23 protein-coding genes are annotated in these 22,552 nt (G+C 68.4%); 6 read left to right on the top strand and 17 right to left on the bottom strand.

Going from position 1 to position 22,552, the window contains the following annotated elements; all coding sequences use genetic code 11:
* Positions 1 to 107: 107 nt before the first annotated feature.
* Positions 108 to 1,370, top strand: a complete 1,263-nt coding sequence (locus tag G6N58_RS15970; RefSeq protein WP_115278045.1) for a cytochrome P450 — start codon at positions 108 to 110, stop codon at positions 1,368 to 1,370.
* Here G6N58_RS15970 and G6N58_RS15965 read toward each other — a convergent pair.
* Positions 1,336 to 1,971 (bottom strand): TetR/AcrR family transcriptional regulator, encoded by a 636-nt coding sequence (locus tag G6N58_RS15965; protein ID WP_115278046.1) that lies wholly within the window; start codon positions 1,969 to 1,971, stop codon positions 1,336 to 1,338. The two genes, G6N58_RS15970 and G6N58_RS15965, sit on opposite strands and share 35 nt — an antisense overlap.
* A gap of 100 nt (positions 1,972 to 2,071) precedes the next feature.
* Here G6N58_RS15965 and G6N58_RS15960 point away from each other — a divergent pair, with 100 nt between their 5' ends.
* A complete protein-coding gene (locus tag G6N58_RS15960; protein ID WP_115278047.1) occupies positions 2,072 to 3,670 on the top strand; it encodes an MFS transporter in 1,599 nt (532 codons plus the stop codon).
* Between the two features lie 9 nt (positions 3,671 to 3,679).
* A complete protein-coding gene (locus G6N58_RS15955) occupies positions 3,680 to 4,339 on the top strand; it encodes an aspartate/glutamate racemase family protein (RefSeq protein WP_115278048.1) in 660 nt (219 codons plus the stop codon).
* Here G6N58_RS15955 and mftG read toward each other — a convergent pair.
* The 7 genes from mftG to mftA form a co-directional block, all read right to left on the bottom strand.
* Positions 4,336 to 5,772, bottom strand: coding sequence for a mycofactocin dehydrogenase MftG (mftG, locus tag G6N58_RS15950; RefSeq protein WP_068915599.1), 1,437 nt, complete (start codon positions 5,770 to 5,772; stop codon positions 4,336 to 4,338). The genes G6N58_RS15955 and mftG overlap by 4 nt on opposite strands.
* Complete coding sequence (gene mftF, locus G6N58_RS15945; RefSeq protein WP_115281482.1) at positions 5,769 to 7,181, bottom strand: mycofactocin biosynthesis glycosyltransferase MftF; 1,413 nt, start codon at positions 7,179 to 7,181, stop codon at positions 5,769 to 5,771. Before mftF ends, mftG begins: the two co-directional genes overlap by 4 nt.
* Positions 7,182 to 7,207: 26 nt before the next feature.
* A complete protein-coding gene (gene mftE / locus G6N58_RS15940; RefSeq protein WP_115278049.1) occupies positions 7,208 to 7,936 on the bottom strand; it encodes a mycofactocin biosynthesis peptidyl-dipeptidase MftE in 729 nt (242 codons plus the stop codon).
* Positions 7,937 to 8,037: 101 nt separating this feature from the next.
* Positions 8,038 to 9,213 (bottom strand): pre-mycofactocin synthase MftD, encoded by a 1,176-nt coding sequence (mftD, locus tag G6N58_RS15935; RefSeq protein WP_115278050.1) that lies wholly within the window; start codon positions 9,211 to 9,213, stop codon positions 8,038 to 8,040.
* A 3-nt stretch (positions 9,214 to 9,216) separates the two neighbouring features.
* Complete coding sequence (mftC, locus tag G6N58_RS15930) at positions 9,217 to 10,398, bottom strand: mycofactocin radical SAM maturase (RefSeq protein WP_115278051.1); 1,182 nt, start codon at positions 10,396 to 10,398, stop codon at positions 9,217 to 9,219.
* Entirely contained in the window at positions 10,395 to 10,688 is a 294-nt protein-coding gene (gene mftB, locus G6N58_RS15925; protein WP_068915594.1) for a mycofactocin biosynthesis chaperone MftB, read from the bottom strand. Before mftB ends, mftC begins: the two co-directional genes overlap by 4 nt.
* Before the next feature lie 2 nt (positions 10,689 to 10,690).
* Positions 10,691 to 10,786 carry a mycofactocin precursor MftA gene (gene mftA, locus G6N58_RS15920; protein ID WP_083230592.1) on the bottom strand — a complete coding sequence of 32 codons (96 nt, stop codon included), beginning with the start codon at positions 10,784 to 10,786 and terminating at the stop codon, positions 10,691 to 10,693.
* Positions 10,787 to 10,879: 93 nt separating this feature from the next.
* On the opposite strand from mftA, the gene mftR reads away from it, so the two are divergent.
* The gene (gene mftR / locus G6N58_RS15915) at positions 10,880 to 11,464 is read left to right on the top strand and encodes a mycofactocin system transcriptional regulator MftR (RefSeq protein WP_068915593.1); all 585 of its coding nucleotides are present in this window, start codon (positions 10,880 to 10,882) and stop codon (positions 11,462 to 11,464) included.
* 2 nt (positions 11,465 to 11,466) lie between these two features.
* On the opposite strand, the gene G6N58_RS15910 is transcribed toward mftR, so the two are convergent.
* Positions 11,467 to 12,630 (bottom strand): NAD(P)/FAD-dependent oxidoreductase, encoded by a 1,164-nt coding sequence (locus G6N58_RS15910; RefSeq protein ID WP_068915592.1) that lies wholly within the window; start codon positions 12,628 to 12,630, stop codon positions 11,467 to 11,469.
* Between the two features lie 42 nt (positions 12,631 to 12,672).
* On the bottom strand, positions 12,673 to 13,125 hold the full coding sequence (locus G6N58_RS15905) for an Rv2324 family transcriptional regulator (protein ID WP_068919615.1): 453 nt from the start codon (positions 13,123 to 13,125) through the stop codon (positions 12,673 to 12,675).
* A gap of 121 nt (positions 13,126 to 13,246) precedes the next feature.
* On the opposite strand from G6N58_RS15905, the gene ddaH reads away from it, so the two are divergent.
* Complete coding sequence (gene ddaH, locus G6N58_RS15900) at positions 13,247 to 14,095, top strand: dimethylargininase (protein ID WP_115278052.1); 849 nt, start codon at positions 13,247 to 13,249, stop codon at positions 14,093 to 14,095.
* A complete protein-coding gene (gene rocD, locus G6N58_RS15895; RefSeq protein WP_163908195.1) occupies positions 14,082 to 15,317 on the top strand; it encodes an ornithine--oxo-acid transaminase in 1,236 nt (411 codons plus the stop codon). Before ddaH ends, rocD begins: the two co-directional genes overlap by 14 nt.
* Here rocD and G6N58_RS15890 read toward each other — a convergent pair.
* The 7 genes from G6N58_RS15890 to rpsL all read right to left on the bottom strand — a co-directional run bounded on the left by G6N58_RS15890 (position 15,273) and on the right by rpsL (position 22,371).
* On the bottom strand, positions 15,273 to 16,118 hold the full coding sequence (locus G6N58_RS15890; RefSeq protein ID WP_115278054.1) for a mycofactocin-coupled SDR family oxidoreductase: 846 nt from the start codon (positions 16,116 to 16,118) through the stop codon (positions 15,273 to 15,275). The two genes, rocD and G6N58_RS15890, sit on opposite strands and share 45 nt — an antisense overlap.
* A gap of 68 nt (positions 16,119 to 16,186) precedes the next feature.
* Entirely contained in the window at positions 16,187 to 17,005 is an 819-nt protein-coding gene (locus G6N58_RS15885; RefSeq protein WP_115278055.1) for an SHOCT domain-containing protein, read from the bottom strand.
* 28 nt (positions 17,006 to 17,033) lie between these two features.
* Positions 17,034 to 17,840, bottom strand: a complete 807-nt coding sequence (locus G6N58_RS15880; RefSeq protein ID WP_115278056.1) for a cutinase family protein — start codon at positions 17,838 to 17,840, stop codon at positions 17,034 to 17,036.
* 229 nt (positions 17,841 to 18,069) lie between these two features.
* A complete protein-coding gene (gene tuf, locus G6N58_RS15875) occupies positions 18,070 to 19,260 on the bottom strand; it encodes an elongation factor Tu (protein WP_068915586.1) in 1,191 nt (396 codons plus the stop codon).
* A gap of 83 nt (positions 19,261 to 19,343) precedes the next feature.
* On the bottom strand, positions 19,344 to 21,395 hold the full coding sequence (gene fusA / locus G6N58_RS15870; RefSeq protein WP_232068106.1) for an elongation factor G: 2,052 nt from the start codon (positions 21,393 to 21,395) through the stop codon (positions 19,344 to 19,346).
* Positions 21,396 to 21,526: 131 nt separating this feature from the next.
* Positions 21,527 to 21,997: a 30S ribosomal protein S7 gene (rpsG, locus tag G6N58_RS15865; protein WP_068915584.1), complete on the bottom strand. Its 471-nt coding sequence runs from the start codon at positions 21,995 to 21,997 to the stop codon at positions 21,527 to 21,529.
* Complete coding sequence (gene rpsL, locus G6N58_RS15860; protein ID WP_068915583.1) at positions 21,997 to 22,371, bottom strand: 30S ribosomal protein S12; 375 nt, start codon at positions 22,369 to 22,371, stop codon at positions 21,997 to 21,999. The genes rpsG and rpsL overlap by 1 nt, the downstream gene beginning before the upstream one ends.
* Positions 22,372 to 22,552: the final 181 nt, after the last annotated feature.

The raw sequence follows: 22,552 nt of genomic DNA, 5'->3' as shown, positions 1-22,552 counted from the left end.
CGAATCCAAAGTAACCGGACAATAGCCGCAAACCGCTCCCCGGCGCCGCGCCGATCGCGCACACTGGCTCTGACACCTGTCAAATGAGCCCGCGAGGAGTCGTCTGCATGAGCACGCCCACCCAGCATCGCCGCACCAGCGAAGACGGCCGTGTGCTGGCCGATCCCACCGCCTATGCCGACGACGACCGGCTGCATGCGGCGCTCACGCGGATGCGGGCGCAGGAGCCGGTCGCCTGGGTGGACCAGGCGCCGTACCGGCCCTTCTGGGCCATCACCAAGCACGCCGACATCATGGCCATCGAGCGGGAGAACAACCTGTTCATCAGCGAGCCGCGGCCGCTGCTGTCCACCGCCCAGGCCGACGACCTGGCCAAGGCCCAGCTGGAGGCGGGCATGGGCCTGCGCACGCTGATCCACATGGACGACCCCCACCACCGCGGCGTCCGCGCCATCGGGGCGGACTGGTTCCGGCCCAAAGCGATGCGCGCGCTCAAGGTCCGGGTCGACGAGCTGGCCAAGCGCTACGTCGACCAGATGCGCGACATCGGGCCGGAGTGCGACTTCGTCACCGACATCGCGGTGCAGTTTCCGCTGTACGTCATCATGTCGCTGCTCGGCCTGCCCGAGGAGGACTACGGCCGCATGCACACCCTGACCCAGGAGATGTTCGGCGGTGACGACGACGAGTACAAGCGCGGCACCACCCCCGAGGAGCAGATGGCGGTGCTGCTGGATTTCTTCTCCTACTTCTCCACGCTGACCGCCTCGCGGCGGGCCAACCCCACCGACGATCTGGCCTCGGCGATCGCCAACGGCCGCATCGACGGCGAGCCGCTCTCCGATGTCGACACCGCGTCGTACTACGTCATCGTCGCCAGCGCGGGCCACGACACCACCAAGGACGCCATCTCCGGCGGTCTGCACGCCCTCATCGAGAACCCGTCGGAGATGGAGCGGTTGCGGGAGAATCCCGACCTGATGCCGCTGGCGGTCGAGGAGATGATCCGCTGGAGCACCCCGGTCAAGGAGTTCATGCGCACCGCCACCGCCGACACCGAGGTGCGCGGTGTCCGCATCGCCGAGGGCGAATCGGTCTATCTGGCCTACGTCTCGGGCAACCGTGACGAGGAGGTGTTCGACGATCCGTTCCGCTTCGACATCTCCCGTGACCCCAACCGGCATGTGTCGTTCGGCTACGGCGTGCATTTCTGCCTGGGCGCCGCGCTGGCGCGGATGGAGATGAACAGCCTGTTCACCGAGCTCGTGCCGCGGATCGAGTCGATCGAGCTGGCGGGCACGCCGGAGTTGTCGGCGACGACGTTCGTCGGCGGGCTCAAGCACCTGCCGATCCGGTACTCCCTGCGCTGACGACCCGGTGGGTGGCCAGGTAGCCATCGACGGCCAGCACGGCCAGCCGGTCATAGTCCACGTCGGGCAGGGTGCTGAGCTTGGCGAGGGCGATGGGGCCCAGCAGCAGCGCCGCGGCCTCCGCGCGGTCCACCTCCCCCAGCTCGGCCACCGCGTCCGGGCTGCGCAGGATGGCCTCGAAGGGCGCGGCGTACTGCTCGGCGACCCGCTGGCGCAGCGTCTGCACTTCGGCGCTGTCGGTGGATGACGGATAGTGCGCCATGTCGCCACCCAGCGACAGCCACGACATGGCGGTCAGGCTGATGGGCGCGTCGGCGATCAGCTGGGCCTGTGCCTGCACCAGGGCGATCAACCGGTCCCGCAGTGAACCCTGGTCCGGCGGCGTCGGGGCCGGCGGGATGAGGGCGTGGAACGCGGCGGCCACCAGGTCGTTACCGCTGGGAAAATGCCGGTAGAGCGTGGCGCGGGCGACGTTGGCGCCGCGCAGCACCGCGTCGACGGTGACGGCGCTGGGGCCGCCGGTGCGCAGCAGTGCGGTGGCGGACTCCAGCAGCCGGGCACGCGAGCGCGCCGGCCTGGGGTCGGTGCGCCCGGAGGTCATCGCTGGCTCCTCTGTCCGCCGGTGGGATTGTCGGATCGGATTCGGGTACTCCTACGAGACTGTTAGTCTCAAAAGTCCGTCCACCGATGCGGAGCGACACATGGTCGACACCCTCACCCGGCATCGCCAGCCTACCGACCCGGCGATGTCAGCAGTATCGTCACGAGGCCGTCTCTGGCTGCTCATCGTCGCCTGCCTGGACGTGAGCATCGTCGTCTCGTCGATGATCGCGCTCAACACCGCACTCGGCGACATCGCGGTCAGCACCTCTGCCACCCAGACCCAGCTCACCTGGGTGGTGGATGGTTACACCCTGGCCCTGGCCTGCCTACTGCTGCCTGCCGGGGCGATCGGCGACCGCTACGGGCGCCGGGGTGCGCTGCTGATCGGGCTGGCGATCTTCGGCCTGGCCTCGGCCGCTCCCCTGGTCTTCGACAGCCCGCTGCAGCTGATCATCGCCCGCGCGGCCGCCGGGGCCGGCGCGGCGTTCATCATGCCGGCCACCTTGTCGCTGCTGACCGCGGCGTATCCGAAGGACCTGCGCAGCCGGGCCGTGGGCATCTGGGCAGGAGTGGTGGGCTCGGGCGCCGTGGTGGGCTTCCTGGGCTCCGGGCTGCTGCTGCGGCACTGGGAGTGGCAGTCGATCTTCTGGGCGTTCACCGCCGCCAGCGCGGTGCTGTTGGTACTGACCTGCACCGTGCCGTCGTCGAAAGACCCGGCGGCCGCACCTCTGGACTGGGCGGGTGCGGCGCTGGTCGCCGCGGCGCTGGCGATCTTTGTCTTCGGCATCGTCGAGGCACCCGTGCGCGGGTGGACCGATCCGCTGGTGGGCGGATGCCTGGCGGCGGGCCTGGGTCTGGCGGCGGCCTTCGCGACCCTCGAGTTGCGTCGCCGGCACCCCCTCCTGGACGTGCGGCTGTTCGGCGACGCGCACTTCGCCACCGGTGCAGCCGGGATCACCCTGCTGTTCTTCGCCAACTTCGGCTTCTTCTTCGTCGTCATCCAGTACATCCAGCTGGTGATGGGCTACAGCGCGCTGGCGACGGCGATGGCCCTGGTGCCGTTGATGGGTCCGGTGCTGCTGCTGAGCGTCACCAACGGCTGGTACATCCCGAAGATCGGGCTGCGGGTCGCCCTGGTCACCGGACTGGTGCTCATCGCGGCGGGCCTGCTGTGCATGTGCCTCCTGCATCTCGACTCGTCCTACTGGGACCTGGCCTGGCCGTTGATCATCATGAGCACCGGCATCGGATTGTGCACAGCCCCCATGACATCGGCGATCATGACGTCGACGCCCGACGAGAAGCAGGGCGTGGCCTCAGCGGTCAACGACACCACCCGCGAGGTGGGGGCCGCGGTGGGCATCGCGATCGCCGGCTCGCTGCTGGCCGCGCGGTACGACGACGCCATCGCACCCGCGCTCGCCGGGCTTCCCGAGCAGGCCCGCGACCCGGCCCAGAGCTCGCTGGCCGAGGCGCTGCAGGTGGCCGGGCAGCTGGGTCCGGCCGGCCCGGCGCTGGCCGACACGGCGCAGTCGGCTTTTCTGCAGGCCATGGATTCCTCACTGGTCGCGATGGCCCTGGTACTGCTGGTCGCAGCCGTGCTGGCGGGGCTCTGGGCGCCGGGACGCGACGACCGGCAGCTGCGGTTCGTCCGGGCGCTGCGCGCCCGCCGCGCCCCCGGCCGCCATCGTGCCTAGACTCGGCGCGTGCGGCTACTGCTGGTCAATCCCAACACCACGGAGTCCATGACGGACGCCATTGCGGCCGGTGCGGCATCCGTGGCCCGGCCGGGCACCGTGGTCGAGGCGGTCAATCCGCCGTTCGGGCCCGCCAGCATCGAGAACGACGACGACGAACGTCGTTGTGTGCCAGGGCTGTTGGCGCAGCTGACCGCCGCCCAGCAGCGTCCCGCCGAGACCCGGCCGGACGCCTTCGTGATCGCCTGCTTCGGCGATCCTGGACTGGAGCAGGCCCGCCGACTGACCGGCCGGCCGGTGCTGGGCATCGCGCAGGCTGCCATGCACGCCGCCGCACTGGCCGCGGGCACGTTCTCGGTGGTGACCTCGATGTCGGCGACCGTGCCGCGGGGCTGGGAGCTGGCCAAGACCTACACCCCGGCCGCGTGCCTGGGCGTCCACGCCTGCGACATCCCGGTGCTGCGCATCGACTCCGACCCCACCACCCTCCAGCCCATCGGTGCGCTGTGCGAGCAGGCGCTGGCCGCCGACGGGAGCAGGTCCATCGTGCTGGGCTGTGCGGCCATGGCGCGCTTCGCCGAGCCGCTGCGCCGGCGCCTCGGCGTCCCCGTGCTCGACGGCGTGGCAGCCGCCACCCTGCTGGCCGAAGCGCTGGTCCCCCTCAGCTAACCCGCCGCGACGAACTCCGCCGCGCGGTGGGCCAGCATCACGATGGTGGCGTGTGGGCCGCGGCTGGGCACCGCGGGCAGAACCGACCCGTCGACCACCCACAGCCCGTCGACGCCACGCACCCGGCACTGCGGATCCGTCACCGCAACCGGGTCACCGTCGAGCCCCATCGGCGCGGTGGCACACAGGTGTTGCGACGTGGCCCAGGCCGGCTCACCGATGTCGTTGGCCGCGGCCGCCAATTCCCTGGCCAGTTCCACGCCGTCCTGCAGCGCCGCCACATCGGCCGCCTCGTCGTCGTAGCGGTGCTCGATGTGCAGCGGCGCGCTCTGATCGGCCGACGTGAGTGCGACGCGACCGCGGGTGCGCGGCTGCATCAGTGCCACGCCGAGATGGGGCCAATCGGGCCGCCCTGCGCTGCCGTCACCTACCATCGCGACGAAACCGCCCGTGTACGGCCGGATTTCGAGCTCACCGCGCACACTGAGCACCACCTCGAGCACCGGACGATGGGGCGCGTGCGCCCAGTCCGTGGGCAGCACCCACTCGGGGTGATCGGCGCAGTGTTGCCCCACCGGTGCCGCGACCGTCAACGGGACGCCGGCCTGCCGCAGCTGCGCCTCGTCCCCGATTCCCGAGAGCATCAGCAGGTGCGCCGATCCCAGTGCGCCGCAACACAGCACGATCCGGTCGGCGGTCAGGGTGGTGGACCCATGCGGGCCTGTGACCTCCACCCCGGTGGCCCGGCCGCCGGAGAAGGTGATGCGGTGGGCGCGGGTTCGGGTCAATACCGTGAGATTGCGCCGCGCGGTCGCGGGCACCAGGAAGGCGGCACCGGGGCCGTTGCGCACCCCGTCGACGATGTTCAGGGGCACCGCGCCGATCCCGTCGGCTACCACGTCGGCGGCATTGAGGTCCGGCAGCCAGGCGAAACCGGCCCGCTCGGCGGCGGTTACCAGGGCAGCGGTGCTGCCGGCCAGATCCGTTGTCCGCCGCACCCGGATGGGGCCCTCGGCGCCGTGATCGGGGTGCTCCCCGAAATCCAGATCGGTCTCGATGGCGCGGTAGTGCGCCAGCACGTCGTCCCAGCCCCACCCGGGCAGCTGCCAGCCCTCGATGTCCGCCCGGGTCGCCCGGCAGAAGTACCCACCGTTGACCGCGCCCGAGCCCCCGACCGTGGCCCCGCGAACGAGCTGCGCGACGCGCTGGGGCGCGGTGGTCAACTCGGTGGCGTACCGCACGACCAGTGGACTGGCTGCCCCGATCGGCAGCTGCAACCCGTTGCGGGTCAACGCGTCCACGCCGGCCTCGTGCGTGCCGGGGCCGGCCTCCAGCACGGTCACCACCCGGTCCGGTTCGGCCGACAGTTGTTCAGCGAGAACGGATCCGGCGCTGCCCGCCCCGATGATCAGGACGTCGCTGTGCGCTGTCAAAGGCGGAACTGCGGGCGCAGTGGCCGCAGGTTGCGTTCGCGGACCACACCGGCCCACAGTCCGGTGCCGTACGCCAGGTCGTCGAGGCGTTTGAGCACCACATACGCCGGCAGCCCCAGCGGTCTGGTGTCCTCGTCGGCGTGATGTCGCCGCGACAGCCAGTCCACCACACCGTCGAACACGGCTGCCAGCACCACGATTCGCCGGCACCGGTGCGAGCAGACGGCCGCCAACAGCGCCGCCGGCCAGTAGTGCCTGCAGATGGCCGATGCCAGCTGCAACACCGACGACCCCAGCCAGCGACCCGTCACCGCCACCACGTCACGACGCCCCGTCTCCGGCGCCGCCATGGCGTTGGCCACCCGCCGCCCGGTGACGCCGACGGCCACCAGAGAGGCCAGGTAACCGAGCCGGGTGCCCAGCGCCACCAGCAGCCACATCACCACGGTGGGCGCCGACACCACCATCGGCGCGGTCTTGTCGGGATGCCTGCGAGACAACGGTGCCGCCGAGGTACCGTAGAAAGCCTTACGCGCCAACCAGTCCCGGACTTTGGTGCGATGTTCGTGGGCCACCAGGGCGATGGGTTCATACCGCAGCCGGGCGCCCGACTCGACCAGCCGCCAGCACAGGTCGACGTCTTCACCGGAGTGCATGGTCTCGTCGAAGCCGCCCAGCTCGGCCACGGTGCGACGCCGGCAGATGATGGCTGCGCTGGGCACGTAGGACACCGTGCTGTACGGCACCACGGGCGCCTCGCGGTGGCCCAGGTCCAGCGAGGACCGGACCGCCTCGTAACGGCCCACCAGGTTGTCGGTGGCCGACATCCCGACGATGCGCGGGGCCACCAGCGCCACGGCGGGATCGCAGAAGTGACCCAGCAGGGCCTCCAGCCAGCCGCGGCGCGGTACCACGTCGGAGTCCAGGAACGCCACGAAGTCGGTGTGGCTGGCCGCCAGCCCGGTGTTCCTGGCGGCGGCCGGCCCCCGGCTGACCGGGTGCCGCAGCACCTCGACATCGCAGTGGGTGCCGGCGAAATCCGCCACGCTCACCGGTATCGCCGAACCGTCGTCGACCACCAGCACCCGCAGTCCGCGCATGGAGGCCACCAGTCGCTTGACACCGAAGGTGTTGTCGCGCACTGGGATCACGATGGTGACGTCACGGTACCCGGGGCCACCGGCCGGCCGGGGATGGGCCACGGTGGCATCCAGCAGGGTCCTGGCCAGGGTGGCGCTGGTGGCGTCGTACACCTCGAGGCGGCCGCCGTCGAGCATGTCCTGCGCCGCCGGGGCCAGTCTGAGCAACCGCGCGGGTGAGCCACCGAGAAGCGCGGCCCCGGCGCCCAGCACCTTGACCCGGCGGTCGATCTGCACGGCGAAGCCGTCCGGCAGCCGGGTCTCGGCCACCGCGCGGGCGGCGTCGACGTCGGGGGTCATCGCAACATCCCGTCGGCATCCGGCGACCACCGGGTCACCCGTTCCGAACATGCGGTCACCATCCCGTCGAACAGTCGTGCGCCGTCGACCGCTGTCGCGGTGGTCGGATCCCCCAACACTCCCACCTCACTCACCGCCGCCACTCCCCCGTGCCGCATCCGCGGCATCAACTCTGCCAGGGGCGCGCTGTTGCCGGGTCGGATCCTGTCCATCAGCACATCAGATGGCGAAAGATACAGCAAGACCGAGGTTTCGGTGTGCCCGGCGTGGGCGTCGCCGCCCGGCACCGAACACGAGCTCCAGGCCACGTCACGCCCCTCGTAGCGCAGCAGCCGGGTGGCCGAACGCAGCGCGCCGACGTTGCCACCGTGTCCGTTGACCAGGAGCACGCGCGGCGCCCAGCGGCAGGCCGAGCGGCCGAACTCCACCAGCACACCGTGCAGGGCGTCCTGCCCTATCGAGACCGTGCCGGGAAAGGACTCGTGCTCGCCACTGGCGCCGTAGGCCACCGAAGGCGCCACGAGGTATCCGGGGTGCCGCTGCGCCAGGGCGGACGAGACCGCCGCCGCGATCCGGGTGTCGGTGTCCAGCGGCAGATGGGGCCCGTGTTGTTCGCAGGAGCCGACGGGCACGAGCACCGCCGACGAAAACTGATGCAACTGACCCGACGTCGAACTCCCGAGCTCGCTGCGGTGGGGCACGTGCCGATGGTAGGCCGAATTCACCTGGAGCGCCTCAGTTGTTGACGCACCGGTCGTTTTTCTTTCACCCCCGCAGCACCGCCCGTGGCATCGAGTTCACCTCCGCCACGCCTGCCCCGCGTGTATCAGCCGCCGAGGGTCCGGGTGAAGCCATCCGGGACGAGGATGTCGTCGGGGGTGAGGTCGTGGATGGAGGATTTGCCCAGGCCCATGAGGGCGGAGTCGATACCGCCGCGCAGGATGTCCAGGACGTTCTCCACCCCGGTCTGGCCTTCGGCGGCCAAACCCCACAGGTAGGCGCGGCCGATCATCACCGCGCGCGCTCCGAGGGCGACGGCTTTGACCACGTCGCTGCCGCGGCGGATGCCGCCATCGAGCAGGACCTCGATCTGGTCACCCACGGCCTCGGCGACGGCGGGCAGGCACCGGATGGCCGCCGGGGTGCCGTCGAGATTGTTGCCGCCGTGATTGGACACCGAGATGGCCGAAACGCCCGCGTCAACAGCGGCTTTGGCGTCATCGACGCGCACGATGCCCTTGACCATGAACGGTCCGTCCCAGCGTTCGCGCAGCCAGGCGATGTCCTCCCACGTCGGCGGCGGGGTGCCCATCCATTCGCCGTAGGCCTGGAAGAACGTCGGTCCGGGTTCGCCCCGGCGCCCCTGGTTGGGCACGCGCAGGTCCGGCGGGGACAGTTGCTTGCCGAACTCCCACAGCCAGCGCGGCTTGGTCAGTACCTCCGGGCTCATCTTGAGCATGGTCTTGAGGTTCATCTGCTCGGGGATCTTGGGGCTGCCCCAGTCCCGACCGTGGGAGAAGCTCCAATCGGTGGTGGTGATCAGCCCGACCGCGCCGGCCTCCTTGGCCCGCTGGGCCCGCTCCAGGATGGCTTCCTTGCCGCCCAGCCAGTAGATCTGGAAAAAGATCTTGTCGTTGACCGCGCACACCTCTTCGATGGGCTTGCTGGCAAACGAGGACAGTCCCATGGCGGTGCCGCGGGCGGCGGCGGCGCGGGCCACGGCCACCTCGCCGTCGGGGTCGACGGCCTGCACCCCGGTCGGGGAGATGATCACCGGCAGCGAGATGTTCTGCCCCATCACCGTTGTCGCCATGTCCCGCTTGGCCGAGGCGCCCACCACGTGCGGGGCAAACCCCAGCTCGGCGAAGGACTCCACGTTGTCGGTGACGGTGACGCCCTTTTCGCTGGCCGAGATCAGCGAGGAGTAGACCGATTTGGGCAGTCGCTTCTTGGCCCGCTGCTGGGCGATGGCGACGGTTTCGAACCAGGTATCACGAGCCATGACTCACACCGGACTTTCGTTGCAGAACTTCTTGGGGGGAGCGCTCAAGGTGAGCAGCACCGGGTCGTTGCGACCCTTGGTGGTGCGGGAGTGGTCCCCCGACGGCTTGGGCTTGGTGCGATCGCCGGCCAGCGCGGATTCGCCGTAGCCCTGCACACATTCGGGGTCGGGCCCATCCAGCGGCAGCCCGGTGAAGAACTTCGCGGCCATACACCCGCCGCGGCAGGCGTCGTAGTGGTTGCACGACGCGCAGGCGCCCGCCGACTGCGGTTCCCGCAACTCGCGGAACAGCGGTGCGTGCTGCCAGACCTGGGCGAAGCCGCCGTCGGAAACCAGGTTTCCGGCCAGGAACTTGTCGTGGATGGCGAACGGGCAGGCGTAGACGTCACCGATCGGGTCGATCAGGCAGACCACCCGCCCGGCGCCACACAGGTTGAGCCCGGCCAGTGCGCCCGGGGCGCCGAGGCCGGACAGGTGGAAGAACGAGTCGCCGGTGAGCACCCGCTCACCGTGGGCCACCAGCCAGTCGTAGAGCTGGACCTGCTGCGCGGCGGTCGGGTGCAGCTCGTCCCACACGTCGGCGCCGCGCCCGGAGGGACGCAGCCGGGTGATGCGCAAGGTGGCACCGAAACGGTCGGCCAGGGCTTTGAATTCGTCGAGCTGGTCGACGTTGTGGCGGGTCACCACCACTGAGATCTTCGCGTCACGGAAGCCGGCCTCGGCGAGGTTGGTCAGCGCGCGGATGGCCATGTCGTAGGAACCCCGCCCGCGCACCGCGTCGTTGACCTCCGCGGTGGCCCCGTCGAGGGAGATCTGCACGTCGACGTAATCGCTGGCCGCCAGTTTGGCCGCCACGGCCTCGGTGATCCGCACCCCGTTGGTGGAGAACTTCACCCCGACGTGGTGGTCGGTGGCGTAGTCGACCAGCTCCCAGAAATCCGGGCGCACGGTCGGCTCCCCGCCACCGATGTTGACGTAGAACACCTGCATGCGCTCGAGCTCGTCGATGATCGCCTTGCACTGCTCGGTACTCAGCTCCCGCGGGTCGCGTTTACCCGAGGCCGACAGGCAGTGCAGACAGGCCAGGTTGCAGGCGTAGGTCAGCTCCCAGGTCAGGCAGATCGGCGCATCCAGGCCCCGCTCGAACTGATCGACCAGCCGTGGGACGGGCAGCGTAGCAGTCATGAATTCTCCTTGCGCACAAGCATGTTCGATGAAGCGAGGGTGGCCAGCGCCTGCAGGTACGGCGCGGCGGCGTCGTCGTCGACCCCGGCAGCGCGACACGCGGCGCGCACGTCGGGATGGGCGTCGAGGGTCTGCACCAACTCCAGGATGGTGCGGTTCTTCAGGAAGGACAGCTTGCGGGTACCGAAGTGATACAGCAGCGCGCCGAACGGCTCCGGCCGTACCGCCACCTGCGGATGCAACCGCCACCCCAGACCCGGATCGAAGGACACCGCCGGCGCGCTGCTCATGATCAGTAGACCCCGCACATCCCGTCGATGGACACCTCTTCGACCAGCGACTCGGTGACCAGTTCGGCGTCGGCGACACCCTGCGAATCGTTATCCATGCTGCACTCCCTTCGTGATGTGACACTCGACACAGCGTCGGGTTCGGATCACAATATGGCATCCAGTGCCGAAAAGGAAGAGGAGATTCACCGGTGACTTCTGGTCGGCCCCAGCTCGGGCGTAAACGGTCCACGACGCGCGACCACATCGCGGACGTCGCCATCGACCTGTTCTGCGCCCGCGGCTTCGGCGCGGTGAGCGTGGACGACGTGGCGACGGCAGCGGGGATCGCCCGCCGCACCCTGTTCCGCTACTACGCATCCAAGAGCGCGCTGCCCTGGGGTGACTTCGACGTGCACCTCGCCCAGCTGCGCGAGCTGTTCGACAGCATCGACGCCCAGGTGCCGCTGCGGGACGCGCTGCGCTCAGGGCTGCTGGCGTTCAACACCTTCGACGCCATGGAGGCGGTGCGCCACCGCGAGCGAATGCGGTTGATTCTGGAAACCGCTGAGCTGCAGGCATATTCGATGACGATGTACGCGGGCTGGCGGACGGTGATCGCCGAGTTCGTGGCCCATCGCCGCCGACAGCAGCCCACCGACATCGGCCCCCAGGCCGTCGGGTGGATGATGCTGGGGGTGGCCTTGTCGGCCTACGAACACTGGCTGGCTGACGACTCCGTGGCCCTCACCGACGCCCTGGGCCAGGCCTTCGACGTGGTGGCCGCCGGGCTGTGAGCTCAGGTGAGGATCTCTGAGATGGCCGCGCCTGCAGCGATCTTGGCGCGTACCTTCATCACCTTGCCGGGCATGCCCCCACCGACCACGCCGACCAGGGCGCCTTCGCGTTCGTAGTACGCCAGGAACTTACGGCCGTCGTCCTCCACCAGGTGCACCACGTCGTCGCCTTCGGGCTCGCCCAGGCACTGGATCTTGACGTCGTACTGGTCACTCCAGAAGTACGGCACCACCACCGCCTCGGGAGGGGTGGCGCCCAGCAGCGACGGCACCAGAACCCGGGCCTGTTCGGCGACGTTGCTCCAATGTTCCACGCGCGCTTGATGTCCCAGGGCGTCTTGCCACGAGGCCACGTCACCGAGGGCCCAGATGTGCGGGACGGTGGTGCGGCCCACGTTGTCGCAGATCACCCCGTTGTCCACCGCCACACCGGTGCCGGCCAGCCAGTCGGTGGCCGGCCGCGAGCCGATGCCCACCACCACCAGGTCGGCGTCGACCTCGCTGCCGTCGGTCAGGACGACCTTCTCCACGTGGGTGTGTCCCACGATCTCCGACACCCCGACCCCGGTGCGGACGTCGGTTCCCTCGGCGCGGTGCAACCGGGCGACCAGCTCACCGATCTGCACCCCCAGGACCGACGCCAACGGGGCCGGTTGCGGCTCGACGAGCACCACGTCCACCCCGAGGCCCCGCAGGCTGGCCGCCACCTCACAGCCGATGAACCCGGCACCGATGACCACGGCCCGCTGGGCCTGCGCCGCGTGGCTGCGCAGCGCCAGGCTCTCGTCGAGGGTGCGCAGTACCCGAACGCCCTCCAGGTCGGGGAACGACGGGATGCGCCGCGGCACCAGCCCGGTGGCGATGATCAGGTCGTCGTACGCCAGTTCGGTGCCGTTGTCCAACCGGACCGTCTTGGCGTCACCGTCGATGCCGGTGGCCGCAGACCCCAACAGCAGCGTGATGTTTCTTTCGTCGTAGAACTCCAGCGGCTTGAGCGTCACGTCGTCGACCTGCGCGCGCAGCACCTCTTTTGACAGCGGCGGCCGGTCGTAAGGCAGGTGCACCTCGTCGCTGACGATGGTGACGGATCCGTCGTACTCCGCGCGGCGCAGTTGCTCGGCGACGCGGGTCGCGGCCAGACCGCCGCCGACAATGACAATTCCCACGCAAGTTGTCTACACGATCAGCACGCCCGGCGGCGCCGCACCCTAGCTCCCCGGCGGTGAGCGGTCGATCAGATTCGACAGCACCACGATGCTCTCACTGCGTTCGATGTCGGCGCTGGCCCGGATCTGCTCCAGCGTGGACTCCAGGTGCCGCATGTCGCGGGCCAGCACGTGCAGGATCGCGTCGGCGGTGCCGGTCACCGTGGCGGCCGCGACCACCTCCGGCATGTTCACCCACGCCGCCTGCAGTTGATCGGGGGAAATCGTTCCGTGGCAATACACCTGGACGTAGGCCTCGGTGGTCCAGCCCAGGGCCTGCCGATCGATCACCGTGGTGAAGCCCCGGATGACCCCGCCGTCGATCATCCGGTCCACCCGCCGCTTGACAGCCGGCGCAGAAAGGCTGACGCGCTCCCCGATCTCCGCGAACGTGGCCCGGGCGTGCTCGGCGAGCTCGGCCAGGATCAGCTCGTCGGTCTCATCCAGACGATCCACCGACGTCACCCCTCTCTTGCGCAACAAATCGCTACTGCTGCTAGATGTACGCAACAGATGCTACCTCGACACGCAATGAGTGAAGATTGATTGCGTCTCAGCCCGAAAATATCCTCATGACATGACGGTTTCCGACATCGCCACCGCCGCCACTCCGACGCGCGCCGCCACGCTGCGCCGCTACGCCATGACCGCGCCCATCCATTTCACCGTCGACTACGCGATCAACCCGTGGATGGACACCTCCACCCCGGTCGACCCGGCGCGCGCGCTGGCCCAGTGGGATGAGCTGCGCCAGGTCTATCTGAGCCTCGGCCACACCGTCGACCTGGTGTCCCCCGAGGTGGGGCTGCCCGACATGGTGTACGCCGCCAACGGTGGCCTGGTGATCGGCGACACCGCGATCGTCGCCCGCTTCAAGTACGCCGAGCGCGCCGGTGAGGCGCAGGCCTACGCCGCGTGGATGACGGCGGCCGGCTACACCCCCCGCTTCACCGAACACCTCAACGAGGGCCAGGGCGATCTGCTGGTGGTCGGCCCGATGATTCTGGCGGGCACCGGTTTCCGCACTGACGAGGCCGCGCACGCCGAGGTGGCCGCCCTGACCGGGCTGCCGGTGGTGACCCTGCAGCTGACCGACCCGCGGTTCTACCACCTCGATACGGCGCTGGCCGTCCTCGACGACACCACCGTCGCCTACTACCCGCCCGCCTTCACCGAGCAGTCGCGCGCGACCCTGCTGCAGCTGTTCCCCGACGCAATCGAAGTCACCTCGGCCGACGCCTATGTGCTGGGGCTCAACGTGGTCTCCGACGGCAGGCACGTGGTCATGCCCGCTGCCGCACACGGTTTCGCCGAGCAGGTGGCCACGCTCGGATTCGAACCCATCCCCGTCGATCTGTCCGAGCTGCTCAAGGGTGGCGGCTCGGTCAAGTGCTGCACGCTGGAGGTCTACCGTGACAACCGTTGAGGACACCGACGTCCTGGCCCTGGAAGAGCGCCACACCGCACACAACTACGCTCCCCTGCCGGTGGTGGCCGCCGCCGCCGAGGGGGCGTGGATCACCGATACCCACGGCAGGCGCTACCTGGACTGCCTGGCCGCCTACTCCGCGGTGAACTTCGGGCATCGCCACCCCGCCGTCATCGCGGCGGCCCACGCCCAGCTGGACAGAGTCACTCTGGTGAGCCGGGCCTTCCACTCCGATCGCCTGGGTCCGTTCTGCGCAGCCCTGGCGCGGCTGTGCGGCAAAGACATGGTGTTGCCGATGAACAGCGGCGCCGAGGCGGTGGAAAGCGGTATGAAGGTGGCCCGCAAGTGGGGCACCGACGTCAAGGGCGTGCCGGCGGGACAGGCCAACATCGTGGTGGCGCAGAACAACTTCCACGGCCGCACCATCAGCATCGTCAGCTTCTCCTCCGACGACTCCGCCCGCGGCGGCTTCGGCCCGTTCACCCCCGGGTTCCGGGCGGTGCCCTTCGGCGACGCGGCCGCGGTGGCGGATGCCATCGACGACTTCACCGTGGCGGTGCTGCTCGAGCCCATCCAGGGTGAGGCGGGCATCATCGTGCCGCCCGCCGACTACCTACCGCGGGTCCGCGAGATCTGCACCGCCAACAACGTGCTGATGATCGCTGACGAAATCCAGTCGGGTCTGGCGCGCACCGGGTACACCTTCGCCTGCGACCACTGGGGCGTGGTGCCGGACGTCTACCTGCTGGGCAAGGCGCTCGGCGGCGGGGTGCTGCCGCTGTCGGCGGTGGTGGCCGATCGGGATGTGCTGGGAGTTCTGCACCCGGGCGAGCACGGCTCCACCTTCGGCGGCAACCCGTTGGCCGCTGCCATCGGCGCTACCGTCGTGGGGCTCTTGGAGACCGGCGAATTCCAGCGTCGCTCAGCACTTCTCGGGGCCCGGCTGCATGACCGGTTGCAGGCCTTGACCGGCGACGGTGTGCTGGCGGTGCGCGGGCTCGGGTTGTGGGCGGGCGTGGACATCGACCCTGCCCTGGGCACCGGCAAGCAGATCAGTCTGCGGCTGGCCCAGCGCGGTGTATTGGTGAAGGACACCCACGGCTCGACGCTGCGGTTCGCGCCGCCGCTGGTGATCACCGAAGACGAGATCGACTGGGCCGTCGCGCAGTTCGCGTCAGTACTTCATGACGCCGCGGTCGACGGCGATCTGCGATCCTGAGATCGCCATCGACTGATCCCCGGCCAGCCAGGCCACCACGTTGGACACTTCCTCCGGAGACATGAACTCCGACAGGCCGCTCTTGCCTTCGTGGTGCACCGGGTGCAGTGGCATGGGCGCAAAGCTGTGCAGGTAGGTCGGATGCTTGCCGAAGACCTCCATCATGGCTTCGCGCTCCACCATCGGGGTGTCGATGGAATAGGGGTGGATGGAGTTCACCCGGATGCCGTACTCCCCCACCTCCAGCGCCAGGGCGTTGGTGATGGCGACGACGCCGTGCTTGGAGGCCGAGTAGTGCCCGTTGCCCGGAGTGGCCTTCAGACCCGCCGACGAGCTCACCATGATGATGGACCCGCCGTTGCCCGCCTCGATCATGGCCGGGACCGCAGCGCGGACCGTGCGCCAGGCACCGGAGAGGTTGGTGTCGATCACGCTGTCCCACTGCTCTTCTGACATCTCGAAGAGCCGGCCCCAGCTCAGGATTCCGGCGTTGACCACCAGCACGTCCAGGCGGCCGAACTGCTCCATGGCGTCGGCCACCACCTGCTGCTGGGCGGCCAGGTCGCGGACGTCGACCTCGCGCGCCAGCACCTTGCGGCCCGTCGCCTCCACCTGGCGCACCGTCTCGGCCAGTTCCTCGGAGGTGGCCGGCGGATAGGTGATCGAGTCGGTCACCGGTCCGCAGATGTCGATCGCGATGATGTCGGCGCCGTCAGCGGCCAGACGGACGGCGTGTGCGCGTCCCTGTCCGCGAGCGGCTCCCGTCACGAACGCCACGCGTCCCTCGAGCGATCCCGTCATCTGATCCCGTCCCTTCTGCCGACCCGCTGGTAGGAGGCTAGCAGCAGAACTGGAACGTGTTCTAGTGGCTACAGCTCGGCGATGATCTGAGCCCGTTTGGCGGTGTACTCGGTCTCGGAAATGGTGCCCATGGCACGCAGCGTCTCGAGCTCCTGCAGCCGGGCGGCCGTCGACGGCGCCGGCACCACGGGTTGCGGTGCCGGTGCGGGAACGGGTGCCGGCGGCGGCGCCGCAGCCCGGCGCACCACGTTCATCACCTGCTGGCGCACCGCGGGGTTGGAGCGGATGTCGATGGTGCCGGTCAGCGGAACGTGATTGGCCTTGAGGATCGCCATGATCTCCATCAGCGGGGCAACCTGTCCCGTGAGGTCGTAGGTCCGGCGGTCCTCGTCGAGCGTGAACCGCGCCGGCGTCAGGCCGATGATCAAAGCGCTTCGGTCCCAGTCGATCTGGTATTCGTGGGTGGCCGGGTCCACCAGCACCACCAGCCGGCGGCCGGTGATCATCGGCATCCGCGACATCGACGCCAGCACGCTGTCCTGGGTGGTGAACGCGTCGAATCCGGGGCCTTCGATGCGCAGGTCCAGCTTGACCAGCGGCTGGTCGTTGACCCGGGTGCCGGTCTCGTGGATGCCCACCACCTCGGCCGTGCCCAGGACGCCCTGCTGTTCCAGGAACTGCATCTTCGCGTTCTTGCGGACGCCGATACCGGTGATGGCCAACGCGATCAGCACGTCGAGGGCGGTGATGAACAATCCCGTCCAGAACATCCACTTCATCGTCGGGTCCGAGCCCGTCATGAAGTAGACCGCCAGAAAGATCGGGCCGACGATGCCGCACACCAGGACGAAGGCCTGGATCTTCAGATACCGCCAGAAGGTCGACATGGGCTCACCGTAGCGGCAAGCAGTGCGCTCAGACCCCCGGAACGGGCGCGGGAACCGGAGCCGGCAGCGGCACCACCGGCGCCGGTGCCATCGACACCAGTTGGTTCAGCGGTGCCACCCAGCTGTAGTCACCTTTGGCGTAGCTGGTGTGGATGGCGATCGCCCGCGCCGACACCTCGTCATCGTCGGAGTCGGGGTCGTAATCACACACCGGGTCGCCGTATTCGCAGACGCTGATGGTGCGGCTTCCCACCGTCACGGGCAGCGGCGCCGGGGCGTGGGCCAGGATGGGCCAGTCCTGCGCGACGCCGAGGCGCTCGCCGGGCTGCAGGCTCGCGGTGCCCAGGTTGAGTGTGGGGTCCTCCGGGCGGCGGTCGCCGTCGGCGATCAGCAACGCGGCGGACAGGTTGGGGCTGACGTCGAGGGCGGCGAGGTTGCGGTGCACCACCATCGCGCCCTGCGAGTAACCGGCCACCACGACCTTGCTGCCCGGGCAGCGCTGCACAAAGGTGGCGTACTGGTTGGCCAGCGCCCCGGCGCCCTGATCGACGCTGCCGATGAAGCCGGCCCAGTCGAGGATGCCGCCATCGAGGGGCACCTCGGTCGCGGGGTAGACGACAGGCTCGGCAGTGACGGTCTGGCCGTTGGCGGCCGCGCGCTGCTGGAAGTTGAGGTAGGACCGGTACATCACCGGGCCCATGCCGCCGTTCTGGGTCGCCTCGGGCCCGCGCTCGCCGGAACCGGCCGCACCGATCCAGTGCACATCGGGGCACAGCGGTTCAGCGGCGGCGGTGCCGGTGGCCAGGGCCGAACCGGCGATCGCGAGGGCACCCATGATGGCAGCTAGACGTCGAAGCACGTGATGTTCATCGTGGCCGCGGCCCCAGAAGTTACACCCAGCGCCCTCTCCCCCGGGCACACATGTGTGCCCTACTCAGCCACAGCGGCGTGTCCCGCAGTAAACCGCACACTTGTCAGCCCCAGCGGCCCTCAACCAGCCCGGCTCACAACAAAAGCGGCGCCCACCCCCTCGGGTGAGCGCCGCTCTTGAGCGAAAAGCTAGATCACTTGGTGATCTTGGTGACGCGGCCGGCGCCGACGGTACGGCCACCCTCGCGGATCGCGAAGCGCAGGCCCTCGTCCATGGCCACGGGCTGGATCAGCTTGACGGAGATGTCGGTGTTGTCACCGGGCATCACCATCTCGGTGCCCTCGGGGAGGGTCACCACGCCGGTCACGTCCGTGGTACGGAAGTAGAACTGCGGGCGGTAGTTGTTGAAGAACGGCGTGTGGCGGCCGCCCTCGTCCTTGGACAGGATGTAGACGCTGCCCTCGAACTCGGTGTGCGGGGTGGTGGTGCCGGGCTTGACCACAACCTGGCCACGCTCGACGTCCTCACGCTTCACACCACGAACCAGCAGACCAACGTTGTCGCCGGCCTGGCCCTGGTCGAGCAGCTTGCGGAACATCTCGACACCGGTGACCGTGGTCTTGGTGGTGCCGGGGCGGATGCCGACGATCTCGACTTCCTCGTTCACGTTGATCACGCCACGCTCGACGCGACCGGTCACCACGGTGCCACGACCGGTGATGGTGAAGACGTCCTCGACGGGCATCAGGAACGGCTTGTCGGTCTCGCGAACCGGGTCCGGGATGGACTCGTCGACGGCCTCCATGAGCTCCTCGACGGACTTGACCCACTTCTCGTCGCCCTCGAGCGCCTTCAGGGCGGACACGCGGATGACGGGGGCGTCCTCGTCGAAGTCCTGAGCGGCCAGCAGTTCGCGGACCTCCATCTCGACGAGCTCGAGCAGCTCTTCGTCGTCGACCATGTCGGACTTGTTCAGCGCGACCAGGATGTAGGGCACGCCGACCTGGCGACCCAGCAGCACGTGCTCACGGGTCTGCGGCATGGGGCCGTCGGTGGCGGCGACCACCAGGATTGCGCCGTCCATCTGGGCGGCACCGGTGATCATGTTCTTGATGTAGTCAGCGTGGCCGGGGGCGTCGACGTGCGCGTAGTGACGCTTCTCGGTCTGGTACTCCACGTGGGAGATGTTGATGGTGATACCGCGCTGACGCTCTTCGGGCGCATTGTCGATCTGGTCGAATGCACGCGACTCGTTCAAATCGGGGTACTTGTCGTGCAGAACCTTGGTGATTGCTGCAGTGAGAGTGGTCTTGCCGTGGTCAACGTGACCGATGGTCCCGATGTTGACGTGCGGCTTCGTCCGCTCGAACTTCGCCTTCGCCACTTCTGTGTCCTCCTGGACTTGTTGGTGCTTTGGTTAAAGCAGGTTTTGACTGTTCAGTTGTGTGGTCCGCCGACCACCGGAGGTTATTCTCCGGTCGCCTTGGCGATGATCTCCTTCGACACGTTCGCCGGAACTTCAGCGTACGAGTCGAACACCATGGAGTAGTTCGCCCGGCCCTGGGTCTTCGACCGGAGGTCGCCGACGTAGCCGAACATTTCGGACAGCGGAACCTGCGCCTTGACGACGCGCGCACCGCTGCGCTCCTCCATGGCCTGGATCTGACCACGGCGGGAGTTCAGGTCGCCGATCACATCACCCATGTAGTCCTCGGGCGTGGTGACCTCGACGGCCATGATCGGCTCCAGGATGACCGGCTGCGCCTGTCCGGCGGCCTTCTTCAGCGCCTGGGAACCGGCGATCTTGAACGCCATTTCCGACGAGTCGACGTCATGGTACTGACCGTCGAGCAGCGTCACCTTGACGTTCACCAGCGGGTAACCGGCCAGCACGCCGTACTGCATGGCGTCCTGGGCGCCGGCATCCACCGACGGGATGTACTCGCGCGGAACGCGGCCACCGGTGACCTTGTTCTCGAACTCGTAGGTGGCACCGTCCTCGCCGATGAACGGCTCGAGGTTGATGATGACCTTCGCGAACTGGCCGGAGCCACCCGTCTGCTTCTTGTGGGTGAACTCGACGTTGTTGACGGCGCGCTTGATCGTCTCGCGGTAGGCCACCTGCGGCTTGCCGACGTTGGCCTCGACCTTGAACTCGCGACGCATGCGGTCCACCAGGATGTCCAGGTGCAGCTCGCCCATACCGCCGATGACGGTCTGGCCGGTCTCCTGGTCCAGGTGCACCTTGAAGGTGGGGTCTTCTTCGGCCAGCTTCTGGATGGCCGTGCCCAGCTTCTCCTGGTCGCTCTTGGTCTTGGGCTCGATGGCCACCTGGATCACCGGATCCGGGAAGGTCATCGACTCCAGCACGATCTGGTTGTTCGGGTCGCTCAGGGTGTCACCGGTGGTGGTGTCCTTGAGGCCGATCACCGCGTAGATGTGGCCGGCGGACGCCGACTCGACCGGGTTCTCCTTGTTGGAGTGCATCTGGAACAGCTTGCCCAGGCGCTCCTTCTTGCCCTTGGTGGAGTTGACCACCTGCGAGCCGGAGTCGACCTTGCCGGAGTAGACGCGGACGTAGGTCAGCTTGCCGAAGAACGGGTGCGTGGCGACCTTGAACGCCAGGCCCGAGAACGGCTCATCGGCGGAGGGCTTCCGCGAGATGATCTCGTCTTCCTTGTTCGGCACGTGACCTTCGGCGGCCGGGACGTCCAGCGGGTTCGGCAGGTAGTCGATCACCGCGTCGAGCATGGGCTGCACGCCCTTGTTCTTGAACGCGGAGCCGCACAGCACCGGGTAACCGGCGGACGTGATGGTCAGCTTGCGCAGGCCGCTCTTGATCTCCTCGACGGTCAGTTCCTCGCCGCCGAGGTACTTCTCCATGAGCTCATCGTCGGTCTCGGCGATGGCCTCGATCATGGCGGTGCGGTATTCCTCGGCCTTTTCCTGGAGATCGGCCGGGATGTCGACGGTGTCGTACTTCTCGCCGAGCTTGGTCTCGCCGCGCCACACCTTGGCCTTCATCTCGACCAGGTCGACGACGCCCTCGAAGTCACCTTCGGAGCCGATCGGCAGCTGGATCGGGACGACGTTCGCGCCGAGGCGGTCCTTCATGGTCTGCACCGAGAAGTAGAAGTCGGCGCCCAGCTTGTCCATCTTGTTGACGAAGCAGATACGCGGGACGTCGTACTTGTCGGCCTGGCGCCACACCTGCTCGGACTGCGGCTCCACACCCTCTTTGCCGTCGAACACGGCCACGGCGCCGTCGAGCACGCGCAGCGAGCGCTCCACCTCGACGGTGAAGTCGACGTGTCCGGGGGTGTCGATGATGTTGATCTGGTTGTCGTTCCAGAAGCAGGTGGTGGCAGCCGAGGTGATGGTGATACCCCGCTCCTGCTCCTGCTCCATCCAGTCCATCGTGGCGGCACCGTCGTGCACCTCACCGATCTTGTAGCTGATACCGGTGTAGAAGAGGATGCGTTCGGTTGTTGTCGTCTTGCCGGCATCGATGTGCGCCATGATGCCGATGTTGCGGACCTTGGTGAGGTCGGTGAGCACGTCCTGTGCCACGGCTAGATTCCCAACTTTCGCTTACTGAATGAGGTGTTTTCCGTTGCGCCCGGCAGTCAGCACCGACCCGCCGGAGCGAGTCACCAGCGGTAGTGCGCGAAGGCCCGGTTCGCTTCGGCCATCTTGTGGGTGTCCTCGCGACGCTTCACCGCGGCACCGAGGCCGTTGCTCGCGTCGAGGATCTCGTTGGCCAGCCGCTCGACCATGGTCTTCTCGCGGCGAGCCTTGGAGAAGCTGACCAGCCAGCGCAGGGCCAGGGTGACCGAACGGTCGGGGCGGACCTCGACCGGGACCTGGTAGGTGGCGCCACCGACGCGGCGGCTGCGCACCTCGAGGGCGGGCTTGACGTTGTCGAGAGCGCGCTTGAGGGTGACGACCGGATCGGTACCGGTCTTGTCACGAGCCTGTTCGAGCGCACCATAAACAATGCGTTCGGCGACGGATTTCTTCCCGTCGAGCAGCACCTTGTTGACCAGCTGGGTGACCAGCTGGGACCCGTAGACGGGATCGTTGACCAGCGGGCGCTTCGGCGCGGGACCCTTGCGCGGCATCAGCTCTTCTCCTTCTTCGCGCCGTAACGGCTGCGGGCCTGCTTGCGGTTCTTGACACCCTGGGTGTCCAGCGAGCCGCGGATGATCTTGTAGCGCACACCGGGGAGGTCCTTCACACGGCCGCCGCGCACCAGCACCATCGAGTGCTCCTGCAGGTTGTGGCCCTCACCCGGGATGTAGGCGGTGACCTCCACCGCGCTGGTCAGCCGCACGCGCGCCACCTTGCGAAGCGCCGAGTTCGGCTTCTTCGGAGTGGTGGTGTACACGCGGGTGCACACGCCGCGGCGCTGCGGGCTGCCCTTGAGAGCCGCGGTCTTGACCTTGGCGATCTTGTCGCGGCGACCCTTGCGGACCAGCTGCTGAATGGTTGGCATTTACCGGCTTCCTCTGTAGTGCTGTGCTGCTCTGTCTCTGCGTTGCTGAAGTGCTACTCAGCCTTGTTGTCAAGTCTCTGTACTGCAGTTTTGCCCGATCCGCGTACCCCGCGACCGGGCGTGTCGCACGCGCCCGGCACGTTGGGACGATCTCACGACCACCCGATGCCTGTAGACATGC

This window comes from Mycolicibacterium tokaiense, assembly GCF_010725885.1.
GTDB lineage: Bacteria > Actinomycetota > Actinomycetes > Mycobacteriales > Mycobacteriaceae > Mycobacterium > Mycobacterium tokaiense.
Note: the sequence above shows the minus strand (reverse complement) of the source record. Positions and strands in the feature narration are given on the sequence as shown.